We start from the raw sequence: 15,310 nt of genomic DNA on the forward strand, positions 1-15,310 counted from the left end.
TCGCGGACGGCCGGTCGACCAGCCCCGTCGTCGCGTACCAGCGGACGGCCCGCCGGTCGGGCACATCCCGCACCCGGCCGTTGGGCGCGCCCGAGGACTAAGCGTGGAACAGATCGCGTGGACCCTGTCGCACCAGCAGCGAATCAACACCGCCTTAGAATCTCGGCCTCTCGACGTGATCGAGCAAGGCGGTGTGCGTGGACTTCGGAACGCGGGTGCTCTCGTGGCGGGCCCGGATGTGGTCGTCGGGGTGGTATTGGCGAGCCAGGAACGCAAGGAGACGCCTGCGCGGAAACACGGTGACAGCGCTAGCTTGGAGGTCCACACGTTTCCGAGCGTGGTGGTCTGGGACCTGGAAGCTGGTGAGGTTCCTCGTCCAGGCGGTCCTGGCTCTCTCGGTCGCCGCGGTGATGGCTTTGGGCGCCCGCCTGCTCGGTGAACAGGCGGTGAAGCTAGCGGTCGGCTGGACATCGTTGCCCTCGTGGGTGACGGCAGTCCTCACCTGGTTGGGCAGTCCATCTCAAAGCTCCAGCCAACAGACGATCATCACCACCGCGCTTACGATCACCGGAACCCTTGTGACCGTCTACTTCGCGACGATCACATTCGTGATGTCGTCGACCTACAAGGACGCCACAGAACGGGTGCGTGCGCTCGTGACCCGCTCACCCGGCGGTCGCCTCTACGGTTTCGCGTACGTCCAAGTGTTGTTGTACGGCTTGGTGTTGCTGACGTATCCGACAACGGGTCAGGGCCTCAACGGTCTGATGTTCGTGATCATGGTGTTCCTGTGCTGTGTGGTGCTCCTGTCCTTCGGCAGACTCCGCGTGCAGTTGTACGGCCTGCTGGAGCCGGCAGCCCTGCTCGCGGTCGTCGCGCGTGAAATCGAGTGGTGGACCTCCTTGGGTTCTCAGACTGTCCGGCGTGATCTGTCTGAACACCGCGCTCGCACCGCTGAGTCACTCGTCGTCCTCGGTGATCTCTGCGCCCTGATTCGCGACCGCGAGCGCAAGCCGGGCGCGGCACCTGGGGAATTCGCCACTCTCGACTTCCGCGCCGTGAAAGTCACGGAGGTACTGCACGACGTCTGGTTCAGCTACGCCGAGAAGAAACAGGTGCTGACACGGCGGCTAGGTTGGTGCCCTCAACGATCAACCTACAAAGACTGGTTGATGGAGCAGAGCGCCGAGGTGACGATCGCGCTGAACACCGCCACGCAGCTGCGTACGAGGCCTGCCGAGGACGTGCTGTGGGTCGAGCGGCACCTCGCCGGCCTGCTCGCGGAACACCTTGGCGGACGGGACTCCAGTGCGCTGATCCGATTAGTGCAGGGATTCGACGTCGCTACACGGGGTCTAGTCGCGGGAGGGATGTTCGACGAAGCTCGGCTGTGGATGGATGCCGTCGTCGAGCCCGCCAGAGCGCTCATGGCAAAGGAGACACCGACGGTTCTGTCGGAGCCGCACCTGGCGGGCATTGCCGACTTCGTCGCGTCGGCGTACACACAAGCCGCGCTTGGCATACAAGGTCATGCTCGCCACCTGAGTCAGGACTTCCCAGGCTGGACGGCACGGCAGGTCCACGGTGAGAACATTCGACGTGTGGGGCCGCGCACGATCGGCATTCTCGCGGAGTTGCGGGACGGCTTCGAGTTCGAACGTCGTACAGAAGGTCGTTGGATCACCTCGAACCCGGACGTCGCGCAGTTCGTCGCGCGGACTATGTCCGGCGAAGTCATCGACGAGGCCACCAGGTGGATGTCCGCGTTCGAGGAGGACCTGTGGCCTTGGGCAATTCATGTCGGAGAGGGCGACTCCTTGGCCGCAGGCGCGGTGCTGAGCAGTGTGGACGAGGCATTGCACAAGTGGGACGCCACCTTGTCCGCGTTGTCGGAGCTGTTCGAGCTATGCGAGGCGGAGCACCGCAACGTCGACGACACCTGGCCAGATTTGAGTCTGGACGACCTGCGCGCCAGGCTGCGGGAGCTTCAGGAGCGGGTGCGGTTGCCGATCGTCCGACTTGCGTCCTGCATCAGGACAGACGTCGTGACCGATCGTCCGGACATGTTCGGCTGGGCGTACCACCGTGCGCACGAGTATCTACTTGATGACGTGCTGTCGGAGCGTGAGGTCGTGCACGAGGATCTCGCGAAGCGGTTGCGGTGCATGGTCGAGGTGGTCACGCAGAGAGCGGAGGCCCGCCTGCAGACGACTTTGCGGCGACAGCACCACACGGTGTTGGGATCCGTGTGGTCCGAGCCGCACCTGATGCTCTACCAGCTGTCGGGAGCAGCACTCGTTCGGCGGTTGCTCCAGTGCGGGCCGGACGTGTTCGCGGTGTTCGACGAAGTCTGGTGCAGGGCACTCGACGAGAACCCGCAACGACAGGTAGACATCGCGGTGCGATCGCTGACGATGGACCGAGCGGTCTTCATGATTACACAGGGCGGCATGCAGCGGAGCGCTCGGCAGATGAGGGTGTCGGAGGTGTTCTCCGGAGCCGGCGTCGGGTTCGCTGAACTGCCGATGTCAACGCGCAGGCTGCTGCGCAGGGCTGGAACCTTCCGTGATCTCGAAGGAGTGTTCGTGGCAGGATGGCTGATCCCGCAGGCAATGCAGCGCGGCGCTGTTCTGCCGGACCTCCTTCCTCCGCAGTTGGCCGACCTCCTTCGAGCACTTCAAGACGACGAGGGCTCATCGTGAACGCAGCGCTCTTGCCGCGCGTGTCCCTTTCGCCGGCCGAGCTTCACCACACGCCTCAGCTGCGGGAGATGGCACAGAGGGCGATGGGTATCGGTATGAACGTCTCGATGCTGGCGCGAGACCTCGGAAACATGCACTACGGGTATTCGACGAATCTCGAGTTCGGAGACACCCGCAGGGAGGGCGCCGAACTCATCTGCGGTCTGCTGTCCGAGATGAGCGAGTACGAACAGGTGGAGCCGGAAGAACCCTTTTACGAGTTGGTCTCAACGGTAGCCCGAGATCATCTGGTGCATGGCCGTTGCGTGTTCGAGTTGTTCGACGCGCGTGAGGATGACGACTCGCCTCTGCTGCCTCGTCTTGGCGTGCTGCCTGGATGGTCTTTGCGGAGCCGCAGGGGAATCTCCTACCAGATAGCTCCAGCTGGAACGGAGGTCGTCTGGCGTGCCTTGCCGGCCGCCTCACTGGTCGAGTTCCGGCTGCCGGACCGGTTAGGGCGGATACTGCGGCGAACGGGAGAGCGGCTACGCGCGCTAGACGCGTTCAAGGCGATCGACCTGGACGAGTTCCCCGCAGGATATGACTTCACTGTCCATCAACGCATGCTCGACGAGATGGCGGTCAAGGCGACCGCGTCGATCGGGTGGAGTCATCTCAGCGGGTTGATGAGTCGTGCGACGAGCAACTTCCAAGTCTACCGTCGTCTTCAGCTCGTGCGGACGTGGATCGTGATCGTCTCAGCCGTCGCTGAAACGGTGAATTGCGTCATCGCCGCCCCCTGTGTGCACGGTCGCTCACCATGTTCCTTTCGGGTTGCTGGTCTGCCATCACTTGAGCGGGTGGACGCGGCGATGGTGGCGGTGACGACCGGAGACCAGACCCTCGATGAGATCAGCAGGAGCGTTCTACGCACGATGAGACCTGCCTGATAGGGGCGCGACAACGGATTACCGTCGGTTCCGGTGCCAGTTCGCCGGTGATCGGGCGGACCGCACTCGGCAAGGTTGCCGGCGTCAGGTATGGCCCCACACAGGGGCGGGACGAAGAGACAGTGATAGTTGACTTATTCGTGGGTGTGCCGGGAAGCCTGGTCGGCGTGTTGGATGATGCCGACTTCGACGCGGTGATCAAGTTTGCCAAGACTGCACCCGTCCGGTGGCAGACGACCACGGCGCTGGTGTAGATCGAGACGACAATCGATGGGCGATGCGGCCTTGCCGCCAACCACCTGTGGCTGCTGGAGGATCGGGTACTCGAGCTCTGCGGCGATGGCCTTGCTCCAGACGAAGGCAGCAGCAGCCGCTACCACCGCATTGTCGACGGCCTGGCCGCAGCCGGAGACCTGGCCGCGGTACGGCTCCAGCAACTGGATCAGTGACGCTGCATTGCCGCCCGTGTGTTGGCATCGTCGGCGCGGGTCCAGGCTCGCCAATAGGTGCGGCGCGGTCATGCTCCGAACGGGTTCGCCAGCGCTGCGAGGCTTTGCTGACCTGCGCGCGGGTCTGGGTTGGCAGGCCGGACTGCGAGTAACACCATGATAGGTCTTGTCGATGCCTGGTGCGTGGACTCGGCGGATGATCGATCTGTGGACGGAACTGCCATGAAGGTCTTGGCGCAAGCCGAGAGTGTGGTGCGCCTGTACCTCACGGGAGTGGAGCTCGGCCAGCCCGCTACCCGCGAGCAGAAGGAGTTCATCGAGGGCATCATCGCGTCGGACTACGACGGGCGCACGGTCGTTGAGTTGTTGCAGAACGGCCACGATGCGCATGACGCCGATCGCACGGACGGCAAGCTCGAGCTGTTCCTCGACGCGTGTGAAGGCGAGCACGGCGTTCTTTACGTCGCCAATGAGGGCAGTCCTTTGGCGGACCGAGACTTCACCTCGATGTGCCGGGTGGCGATGAGAAGCAAGCGGCCGGATCAGGGCATCGGGAACAAAGGCGTAGGTTTCAAGAGCGTGCTGCAGCTCTCGGAGAGCCCGGAGGTGTACAGCGCCGTTCACGAGGGCGCGGGACGATTCGACGGTTACCGGTTTCGCTTCGCCAGACCAGCCGACTTCGACGACCTCGCGGCCTCGGTGGCTCCGGATCGCGTCGGCTTGGCTGACGAGTTGCGGGAGGACGTCGCCACATTGAAGGTTCCGCTTCCTCTGCCCGACGTGCCGCCCCAGGTCGAGGCGTTCGCGCAACGTGGTTCTCGACGGTCGTTCGCTTGCCGATTCGCTCCGTCCATGCGAAGGATCGCGCCAAGTCCGAGCTCGTCGAACTGATCTGCGGGGACGTCCCCTTCCACCTGTTCCTGGAGCGGGTCGGGGAGATCCTGGTCTGGTGGCGTGATGCTGACGGCTCGGAAGACGGGCAGCTTCTGACGCGGTCGATCGTGCCGGTGCCCGGCGTGGACGACGTCGCCGTCGACGAGGCGACGGTGCAGGACGACACGAAGTTCCTGGTGTTGCGGCAAAACCATCCCCGAGCCCGCGATGACCGACGCCATCAAGCGCAGCAGAATCGATAGACGGCTCAGTTCGGGATGGGAGCGCTGGGAGGGAGACGGTGAGGTTAGCGTCGCAGTGCGTCTCGGACAGGCATTGCCACAAGGCCGCCTGTACACGTTCCTGCCGATGGGATCAGAAGCCTGCGGGCCGTTCCCGGCGTTCGTGAACGCTCCCTTCTTCGCCCGGCTCGATCGACGCAGCCTGTGCGAGTCGCTTCCTCTCAACAGCTTCCTGCTCAACGAGGTCGCCCGGCTGTGCGCGGACGCGATCACATCCGCCTGCAGCGGCGAGCTGGACCTACCCGACGAGGTACTGCTCGATCTGACCTGCTGGACCGCCCAGGCGCTGCCGCGCTTAAAGGCGGCCTTGGCGAACCATGACGTCGCTCTGGAAGAGTTGCCAATACTACCGGCGCTGGGCTCGGCGGGAAGGGTCGAGCTGAACGCTGGCTGGCTCTGGCACCTCAGTGGAACCGTGTTCATCGCCGAGGCCCTTGCCGCAGCCGGCGTCGACGAGCTGATACGTCCGGACCTCGGCCCGGAGCGCACAGCCCGGATAAAAGACCTGGCAGCGGGCCTCCATATCCCGATCGTTCCCAGACAAGGAGAACTGGCCGAGTTCGCTGAACTTCTCGCAGAGGCCTTTGTAGACCGAGACGTTGGCCTTGCGGCGTGGGCTGCCCTGTACGACGACCTAAGCGCGGCAGTTCTCGACGGAAAGGCGTTGTCCGGTCGGAATGTTCTTATCGGCGAAGATGGCGACCTGCTGGTTGCTGGGGGCGACAGTGGCTCGAGGACGGTGTACTTCGGCCGCGTACACGGTGAGGGGACTACCGGCGCGAACCCTCTGCCGGCTGCGGTACGAGACCGGCTGGCGTTCATGCCGGCTGATGTCCCGTGGCTGACCGGCGATGGCCGACGGCGGCCCGCCGCGTGTGGCTCGAAGCGCACAGCCTCGTCCGCGAGTACCGCGCCGACGCCCTGATTGAGCTGATCGGGCGAGCGATGCGCGGGACCGAGGACGACGATTGACGAACGGCCTGCCTGGGGTTCGCCTTTGGGGTGTGGCGTGGCGCCGCGCGAGACGTCGCCGCGGAGGTCATGAAGCAGGCCCGCTTGTTGCTCCCGACGGCGAGCGGTTGGAGCGAACCGGGGGAGAGCTGCTTCGGAACAGGCTGGGAAGGGCCTGCTGCCGACACGGACCGGTTGCTGGCCAGGCTCGTTGCGCGCGGGGGAGAGGTATCGCTGCCGTTGGCGGACATCGCAAGCCGCACTTTGGTTTCCCCGCATGAAGTTCTCGGGTCCGATGTGGACGGTGTTGAACTGCTGAAGTTCGTTGAACTTCTCGGCGCACGGCACGGCCTCTGGCCTCGTTACTTCCCCGCTCGGTCATTCCGCAGACCGGGCAACAGCGTGGCGAATCCTCGTACTGCTGGTCTCTTCAACGTCCCGATGAGTGGGGCTGACCAAGCGCGGTGGCGAGAACTCGCTGCTCGGTGGCCGAAGCGGCAGCCGAGCTTCTTGGGCGTCGAGTACTCACCGACGACAGGCGTTGCTGTCCTCCCGGGACAGCAGGACTGGGACAGCTTTGATCACGAGACCCGAAGACGGTACGCCGAGCTCGTCTTCCGTGGCCTCGACACGTGGCCTGACAACGCGCTGGAGTTCCACTTCGGACGTCCTTCTGATGGCGTTCAGGTCGCCTGGCCCACCTTCATCGCCGCGTTCCTCGCCACGGTTTCCTGGATGCCGCAGACGACACCTGGGCAGCGCACCACGGTCAGCTTGATGCCACTCAGCGAGGCCTGGATGCTGCGCGAAGCCGAGACGCCGGACTATCTCCGAGCACAGCCGGCCTCCTTCCGGAACCTCGCCACACCGCGTGCTCTCAAGCGGCTCGCCAAGGTGGGCGCACGATTTTGGGACGATGCCGCGAGCGCCGCTGAGCGGATGCTCGAGCTACACGAACTCGTACAACTTCATGGCGCAGGCGCTCGAGGGCAGGTGATGACCGCCGTGCGCAAGGCTTACGAGGCGGCGTGGCGTGACCTCTGCAAGAACGGACAGCCGCCACCTCACACCGTCGTAGTGAGTACGCAGGGCCGCTTGGCGCTGACGGACCTGAACGAGGGCGACGAGGCGGTATATGCCTGTGAGGAAGACGGAACAGCACAGGAGCGACTGCTGCACCAGGCGCCGGTACCGGTGCTCGCGATCCGGGACCGTCGGCTGGCTAGGCGCGTGCGGACCCTGCTCCAGGACGAAGGGATCTCGAGGCCGCAAAGCACCGCGGCCGCGAGCATCGAGGTCCTGATCGATGGTGAGTCCGCGGCCACGGCGCCGTGGCGCGCGCTTCGCGAGATAGGCGGGGATTGGCTGCCGCTGCTGGTGCTTGCGGTGATGGAGTTTCAGCACCAAAGCGTGTCTCCTGTGTCAGTGGCGCAGCTGTCGGAGGCAGCACGACGTTTGGACGCAGTCGACTTGGTGGTCGCCGACTCCGTCAACACCGTTGTCGATGGCTATCACGTGGACGACCTGTCGGGACCCCGCTCGTTTCTGCTTGTTAGTGATGACTCGGCGCGTGCGGTGGTCACAGGGGTCGACGGCGTACGATCGTGGGAAGTCGCGCAGGTCGTCCGTACTTTGAGAGAGCCGGTAGTACCTGAAGCTCTCATGCCAACCTAGGTCCGGAACTGGCTGGTCGGGGACAACATTTCCAGCGGAATCAGTGACGATCGCACGGGCAGGCCCTACCTCAAAGTTCATCAACGCAATGCTGGTGATGCGCAACCTGGTGGTGCCGGAGGGTTCCGTCCACCAGGTGATGTGCTGGTCTTCATATTTCTTGATCAGGAGGTTGTGGGGACCTTTTGAATGAAAGAAGATTCAACCCCTTCTGTGCATGCTCAAGGGCCATGTCTGAACGCTGAGTCGTAGGTGTCGTCCTGGCCGCACCGCGCCACGACGATGGCTTTGCCCGCTTCGACCTCAACGGTCCAATGGTCAACCGTTGCCTTGTCGGACCGCCGCGCAGGCTGTGCCAGTTCGAAAGCTGCGCTCGAGCACGGTGGTTGACCGCACGTGAGTGCGATCGAGCCGAGGGTCGGAATTGCCATCGCGGTGGTGCCCCTCCCTGATCTGCACGCCCTGGGCCAACCGGGCGTGTAGGTGTGATCGGAGGGAGAGGTGCTGGTGTCTCTGGCTGCCGACCAAAGGCTGTCGTTGTCGGCGGCTGCGCCTCAAAGGTGAACAAGGACCCTCGCCCGCTGGGCGAGGGGTACAGAACCACTGCGCGATCAGTTGATCATTTCTTGGGTGGTTTGGAGACGGTGAACCGTCACGGATTTGAGACCGCTTCCGTTCTTGAGGAAGATGGTCGTCATCATGTCGAAGCGTTACCCGCCAGAGGTTCGTGAGAAGGCCGTGCGCTTGGCCCTTGAGCGTCTCGATGAGTTCGAGTCTCCGTATGCCGCCGCAAGGGCGATCGGGCCGATGGTCGATGTGCACTACGAGACGTTGCGGGTATGGATCAAGAAGGCCCTCGCGGAGGGTGCCCGGCTGCTGCACAGCCGTCGCAGGGGCTGCCCCCACACCGCCGTGGTCGTCCCCGCCCTGGCCAGGGCATACACCCACATGGATCCACGACTACACGGCATGCTGACCTGGGACCGCGGTATGGAATTGGCCGCCCACAAGCGTTTCACCACCGACACCGGTGTCGACGTGTTCTTTGCCGCGTAGTCCATGGTAGCGCGGTACGAACGAGAACACGAACAAACTGCTGCGGCAGTACCTGCCCAAGGGGACGAACCTGGCCACGTTCAGCCAGGACGACCTCGACACCATCGCCGCGAAACTCAACAACCGACCCCGTATGTGCCTGGGGTTCCGCACGCCGGCTGAGAGTGTTGCCTTGACCGGTTGAATCTAAGTCGGCTTTTTTCGCGCGGGAACTCGACCCGCGGCACCACTGATCGTCGGTTTCATCGACGAGTACCGCCAGGTCTATGGCGTCGAGTCGATCTGTGATGTGCTCACCGAGCATGGAATCCAGATCGCGCCGAGGACCTACCGCAAGGCCCGCTGCCGGCCACCATCAGCTCGTTATGTCACCGATGCCTATCTGGAGAAAGCCCTGCGCGACCTGCGGGGCAAGCCAGAGTTTGATGTACGGGCGCCGCAAGATGACCCGTTACCTGCGTCGTCAGGGGCACGACGTGGCGTTCTGCACCGTGGACCGGATCATGCGCAGGCTCGGCCTCAGCGGCGTGGTCAGAGGCCGCAGGCAGCGCACCACGATCCCGGCCAAAAACGGGATACGCGCCGCAGACAGGCTCAACCGCGACTTCACCGCGATCGCGCCGAACCTGGTCTGGGTCGCTGACTTCACCTACGTCTCCACGTGGGCAGGGTGGGCCTACGTGGCGTTCGTGTTCGACGCCCACTCCCGTGCGATCGTCGGCTGGACCGCGTCGGGCTCGAAGACGACCGCGCTGGTGTCTAAAGCACTCAACATGGCCGTGTGGCGCCGTGGTCATTACGGCTACCCGGTCGAGCCCGGACTGATCCACCACTCGGATGCCGGTAGTCAGTACACGTCGGTGAAGTTCACCGAATCCCTTGCGCTGCAAGGACTCTCGGCGTCCATAGACTCGGTGGGCGATGCCTACGACAATGCGCTAGCGGAGTCGATCATCGGCTTGTTCAAGACTGAAGTGGTCAACCGGCACGGCCCGTTCAAGACCCTCGCCGAGGTCGAAGTTCGCGCTTATGGAATGGGCAGACTGGTGAGCCGTTTCCATCCTGATCTTGCTGGTCACAAGATCGGATCGGTGTGGCTGATGGCCCTTCAACATGGCGAAGCTCCTGGTAGCACTGGCATCACGACCAAGATCAACCGATGCCGACCAGGAGCTTCGTGTGTTGTTCTATCCGTCCGCGATCACGTTGTCCAATCGCACCCTGGACTACGTCGCACGCCTGATCCGCCGCCACCGCACCAGCATTGGCTCCCGCTGACGGCGCCTGCCCAGCAACTGCCAAGCCCTGCTCGTGCTCGCGCATTTACGCAACGGCGATACCTCCAGCGCCTCGCGGCCGGGTTCGGCATCGGCCTGGCCATCGCCTACCGCTACATCCGCGAAACCACCGACCTGCTCGCCGCTCGAGCACCCAGCCTCACCCAGGCCGTCACCCGGCTCGCCGACTCGTTCTCCAACTACGCGCTGCTCGACGGCACCGTCATCCGCATCGACCGCTTCGGTGACCGCGACCGCCTGAAAGCCTGCTACAGCGTCAAAACCCGACACCACGGCATCACCCTGCAAGTCCTGACCGACCCCTACGGCCGGCTCGCCTGGGTCTCGGCCGGCCTGCCCGGCTCGGTCTACGACCTGACCGCCGCGCGCACCTACAACATCCTCGACACCTGCCGTGGCGCAGGCCTGCACCTCGTCGCCGACCGCGGCTACATCGGCGCCGGCGACGGCGTCCACCTGCCCTACCGCCGCTACAAAAACGAGTTCACCCCAGGCAGAAAAGCCGCCAACCGCGCCCACTCCGCCATCCGCTGCCTGGTCGAACGCGGCATCGCCACCCTCAAGAACTGGCGTGTACTCACCCGAGTCCGCGCCAGCCCCGAACGCGTCACCACCTACGCCCGCGCCATCCTCACCCTCGAACAACGCACCCGATCATTAGGATGGAAAAGGCTCGGTACAATAACGCCCGCCTGCACTCGCGCCTGGGCTACCTGACCCCGGTCGAGTACGAAGCCGCGTCCTAGTCTCAACACCCGCCACGCCGACCGGCGCTGGTCTGAAACCGAAGCCGGTCTCAAATCCGTGACGGTTCACCGTCCCTGCCGCTCGCGACACGAACACGGTGGCCTCACATGCGGCGGCACCGCTGGCCGGAACCGGCTGGGTAGGTGTGATCGCGCTGGTCACAGGCGAGTTCATTGGCATGGCGGAGAACAGATGCTTCGTGTCGCGCTGATTACCTTAAAATGATGACCACCCTGGTGCACCCGTTCCTCGCGTGCCAAGGGGCAGCGCAGGCCGGGGATTTTCTCCGTGATGGCGGTGCGCGCGTGCCATAGGTTGAGATGCTGTCTTGGTACTCCCAACACGCCCACGGCGAGGACATGGTGTTGACGCCGTGCCGCGGGGGCAGGCCGCCGCGTCTACTCAGGTCGTGGCCATCACTGGAGCACTGCATGCTTGAGGTCTATCGGTGGTGGTGAGCGCTCTGCAAACCGGGCTCGGACTGGCCTCGGTGCGCCGACCCTGTTGAGACGCAACGGATCTGGCCAAGGTCCGCCGCTGCGGCCCTGGTTACGCCACCTGTGTGATCAAAAGGGCACTGACGCCTGCCCAGAATGGGCCGAGGTGACCGCAATCGCTTGCTGTAACTTCCGGCCATCTTCTTTAGTCGCTGTCATCCCAGTGTCGGTAGAAGCGTGCGGACCTGCAGAAGGTGCAGGGGCGATGTCGGGGATGTCGTCGACCGCTACGCCGGTGGTTTGGGTTCCGGCGGCGGGCTGAGCGGCATCCCACCGCTTCCAGGCGCACCCGCGCCCGATGGTGGTGGCAACACGAGAAGCGGGGACGCTGGACGTCGCCCTGGGCGCCGTTAGAAATCAAATGAAGGTAGTGGTTCAATGATGAACACGGAAATCCGATTTGGGACTACGGGCCCGATCGGATTTCCGCTGCGTTGACGGGGGTAGTCGATGGCTGTCCACGGCAACATGATGGTTCCTCGAGAGCTGAACTGGATCTTCATCATCCTCGCAGGCGGCGACTGGCCGAATGGTCGTGAAGGTGATATCTGGCAGATTCACGAGGCGCTTCTTGATGTGGGCGACGAGCTCGACGGGGTTGTAGGTGGTTTGGTCGCTGCCTTGCAGGATGTGATGAACCACGTCGACCCCACGGTCGGTCGAGCCTTCTGGCGTTACGGCGAGAGGCTGGCGGAGCAGCCCGCGGTCTACGCGAAAGGTGCCCGCGACCTGAGCGAGACTGCGCGCAGTTACTCGCTGAACGTGCAGGGTGCCAAGGTCTCGATCATCGTGCAGTTGATTTTCGCTGCTTCCGAGATCATCCATATGTGGTTCGACCCCTATGAGTGGCCGTTGATCGGCCCGTTTATCGGCATGATGCAGGGCGTCATCAAGGTGATCTTCGAGAGGTTTTCGGAGTGGATCGCTCAGGCGTTGCAGGTTCTCATTCGCACCAGCTCGACGTTCCTGGACAGGTCTATCAGTCAGGTAACGGTCGACTTGGTGACCACAGCCATCGGCAGGATTATCGCCGAGATGGCCAGGCAGACGTTGGATGAGGGGCTCGAGGAGGTTTACGAGGACGCGATTGTCCAGGTCTGGCAGAAGGCGGAGAGCGACAAGAAGTGGTACTGGGACGACACATTGAAGTCGTTCGCCTACGGCGCCGCAGCCGGTGCCTTCGCTGGCTTCCTTGGCGGGAACGTCGGTGTCTTCAAGCCGGAGTGGGCGGGTAAATGGGCCACAGCCGCGTTCATCGAGGGCGCTACCGAAGCGTTCGTCGGTGGTATCACGGTTCCGGCTGGAGCTGATCCCGGGGACATCTGGAAGGGGACGCTCAACGGGCTGGTGTCCGGCGGTGGCATGAGGGCGTTGCACAACTTGAAGCACGACCGGGATCAGAAATTCAAGCAGGACCCGCTTGCCGCGCCTGGGGACATCAAGGTCGATGTGGGCCGTTCCAAGCTCGACACGGATCTCAAGCTCGACACGGGTGGTGCCAAGCTTGACTTGGCGGGCAACGGTTCGTCTGACAGCCTTCTTCCGCCTTACAGTCCGGCGCCGCCGTATGCGGAGCTGCCCGGTACCGCCGGTGGTGACGACCGAGGCGGCAACGGCGAGAGAGCCGGTGCGATCTCCGATGGCCGCGACTCGGGCAGTGGTGTGGGTGGTGTCGGTCGCGGTGGTGTCGAGGTCGGCGGTGGTAGCGGCGACACGGGAAGCGGCGGTGATCTGGGCAGCGGCGGCATCAACAACGCCTCCGGTGGCCTGACCAACACGCGTGGCAACACGCCGGGTGCTCCGACCGGCACGCCCGGCACGTCGAACAGCACAGGCGGCACCACCAGCACGGGCCAGACGAACACACCCCTGCCGGGCCAGCCGGCAACTCCGCCGACGACCGTGCCGTCCTCGTCTTCGAACGTGCCGAGCACCTTTGTGAACGCGCCGACGTCGTCGACCACCGTCGCGTCGTCGTCGACGAATGCGCCGAGCACCTCCACGACTTCACCGCAGTCGCCGGCCACGTCGACCGGCACTCCCGTAACGCCGAGCACGTCGACGCAGAACACATCAAACTTGGCTGACAAGTATGGCGCGGTTCCGGTGGGCGCGCAGTCCACTGTGGAGTCATCGACGTTGTCGGTATCACCGGCTGCTGTGACCACGACCGTGCCAGGGGCGTCGCCGAACGTTGCGATTCCGTCTGCCACATCGACCGCCGTCACGCCGGCCTCGTCGATGCCGGACACGACGACGCAGTTGCCTCCCGCCGCTTCGCCCCTGAACACGCCGTCGACAACCGCTCCGAACATCACGGCACCGAACGCCGCGTCGCAGAACGCGGCCACGTCTACCAGCTCGTTGATCTCGGCCTCGCCGAAGATTGACATCAACGAGACCGTCGTGACGCCGGTGTCCGCCGGGACCGTTGGCCCTGAGATCTCCCCGGACGTAACCAGGATGCCTCAGGCTGAAGGCAAGCTCGAATCCGGCGTGACGGTAGCGGTTACCCCCTCAACTGAGCGGAGTCTGGCTGTCGACCGGAAGCCGTTCGTCGACGAGGACTTCGACAGCAATCTGTCGGACACCGAATCCGAGGTCGACTCCCTCTTCGACCACGAAGAGCGCTCCACCACAGACCTTAGCTATAACCCCGACTGGGACACGGAACTTGAGTCCGATGTGGACGACGAGCGGCCTGTCAAGGCGGACAATCCCGAGGAAGGTCTGCTGGGCGCAGTGAATTCGGAGCTCCGCAGGTGGGGTTTCCTCGGCAAGGTGGATGCCGGCGAGCTTGCCAGTGTGCTGGCGAACCTGTCCGCACAGCAGGTGACTTTGTCCAAGGATATCAAGGGCGCCGGGAGGCAGGTCGCGGAGACGGTCGTGTCGGGGACGATCGCCCGCGAGGTCGGCGGTATCGGTGAGTTCCTGACCTGGCGGAAGGGCAGTGGCAACAACGGCGACGCGTCCAGCACGGTGATCGTGGATCTAGGCGACTTCCAGCTGCGCGGGGTTCAGGTTGGGGACCTCTACAGGTTGGGCGAGCTGAACCTCTATGTCGGTGTCGATGCGGTGACGCGCGGCGAGCCGGAGGAGAGGCAAAAGTTGGCGGACCAGGTGCGGCGATTCCTGGGCGGCGGCTTGATGTTGCACAGGGGTGTGCCGAGCTGGCACCCCAGCTGGCATGAGATTCGCAATGGTGCTGTTCCCTCGCTCGACTGGAATCCGAACCCGGACTTCAGTGTGTACGACACCAGCTTCATCTCGTTCACGGCGCACTTCGATACGGCCAAGTCCGATGCCGTCGTGAAGAAAGGGCCCAACGCGGGTGAGGAGCTGCGCTTCACCGCAGGGTATGACCCGGCGAACAAGGACTTCCCAATTGGTGGTGTAGTCACCACGTCGTTGTCCGTTGCGGGTGATACACCGGTGGTTCTGATCGACAGCCGCACTGCGCGGGTCGGTGGGCCAATCGTCGAGTTCAACGAAGTCGTGTTCACCATGGGCACTCCGGCCGCCGAGGTGCTTCCTGGCGACCACGACGGTGCGTCGCTGGGGTCCTTGATGCCTGCGAAACCCGATGCCGGAGAGATCGAGGACTTCAAGGCCGAGCATGGAGAACTGCTGCCAGACCCGCGGCCGTTGCCGAGCAAGGGCCTTCGCATCGAGAGTGACGCGCTGGTGTCGCCCGACAGCAACACCGACAGCAACACCGACAGCAACACCGACAGCAACACCGACAGCATGAAGTTCCGGCACGAGGGCCGAAGCGCGTTCCCGCCAGTCCACCACGGGCGTGACGATAGTCGCTGGATCTTCTTCCGCCGAC

At 64.0% G+C, this 15,310-nt stretch carries 7 protein-coding genes, 4 pseudogenes and 1 other annotated feature; of the genes and pseudogenes, 10 read left to right on the forward strand and 1 reads right to left on the reverse strand.

The features are described 5' to 3' along the window. Positions 1-416: 416 nt before the first annotated feature. Both ABZX92_RS40930 and ABZX92_RS40935 read left to right on the forward strand, forming a co-directional pair. Entirely contained in the window at positions 417-2,702 is a 2,286-nt protein-coding gene (locus ABZX92_RS40930; RefSeq protein ID WP_355570866.1) for a hypothetical protein, read from the forward strand. Beyond that, complete coding sequence (locus ABZX92_RS40935; protein WP_355570867.1) at positions 2,699-3,631, forward strand: hypothetical protein; 933 nt, start codon at positions 2,699-2,701, stop codon at positions 3,629-3,631. The genes ABZX92_RS40930 and ABZX92_RS40935 overlap by 4 nt, the downstream gene beginning before the upstream one ends. A gap of 134 nt (positions 3,632-3,765) precedes the next feature. Here the strand turns inward: ABZX92_RS40935 and ABZX92_RS40940 are convergent, their stop codons facing one another. Next, positions 3,766-4,152 (reverse strand): hypothetical protein, encoded by a 387-nt coding sequence (locus ABZX92_RS40940; RefSeq protein WP_355570868.1) that lies wholly within the window; start codon positions 4,150-4,152, stop codon positions 3,766-3,768. A 201-nt stretch (positions 4,153-4,353) separates the two neighbouring features. Between ABZX92_RS40940 and ABZX92_RS40945 the strand changes: the two genes are divergently transcribed. From ABZX92_RS40945 to ABZX92_RS40980, 8 genes and pseudogenes are all read left to right on the forward strand, one after another. Further along, a complete protein-coding gene (locus ABZX92_RS40945; RefSeq protein WP_355570869.1) occupies positions 4,354-4,971 on the forward strand; it encodes a hypothetical protein in 618 nt (205 codons plus the stop codon). Then, a complete protein-coding gene (locus ABZX92_RS40950; protein WP_355570870.1) occupies positions 4,914-5,216 on the forward strand; it encodes a hypothetical protein in 303 nt (100 codons plus the stop codon). Before ABZX92_RS40945 ends, ABZX92_RS40950 begins: the two co-directional genes overlap by 58 nt. Continuing rightward, positions 5,182-6,180 carry a hypothetical protein gene (locus ABZX92_RS40955; RefSeq protein WP_355570871.1) on the forward strand — a complete coding sequence of 333 codons (999 nt, stop codon included), beginning with the start codon at positions 5,182-5,184 and terminating at the stop codon, positions 6,178-6,180. The genes ABZX92_RS40950 and ABZX92_RS40955 overlap by 35 nt, the downstream gene beginning before the upstream one ends. A gap of 116 nt (positions 6,181-6,296) precedes the next feature. Continuing rightward, on the forward strand, positions 6,297-7,880 hold the full coding sequence (locus ABZX92_RS40960; protein WP_355570872.1) for a hypothetical protein: 1,584 nt from the start codon (positions 6,297-6,299) through the stop codon (positions 7,878-7,880). Positions 7,881-8,852: 972 nt separating this feature from the next. Then, positions 8,853-9,120 (forward strand): annotated as a pseudogene (locus tag ABZX92_RS40965) (IS30 family transposase); the annotation flags it as partial. A 9-nt stretch (positions 9,121-9,129) separates the two neighbouring features. Next, positions 9,130-9,258: a sequence feature (AL1L pseudoknot), on the forward strand. Positions 9,259-9,361: 103 nt separating this feature from the next. After that, positions 9,362-9,943, forward strand: a pseudogene (locus tag ABZX92_RS40970) (IS3 family transposase); the annotation flags it as partial. Positions 9,944-10,115: 172 nt separating this feature from the next. Continuing rightward, positions 10,116-10,951 (forward strand): annotated as a pseudogene (locus ABZX92_RS40975) (transposase family protein). Positions 10,952-11,928: 977 nt separating this feature from the next. Beyond that, positions 11,929-15,310 (forward strand): annotated as a pseudogene (locus ABZX92_RS40980) (hypothetical protein); the annotation flags it as partial.

The sequence above is a fragment of the Lentzea sp. NPDC006480 genome, from assembly GCF_040611995.1.
Lineage (GTDB): Bacteria > Actinomycetota > Actinomycetes > Mycobacteriales > Pseudonocardiaceae > Lentzea.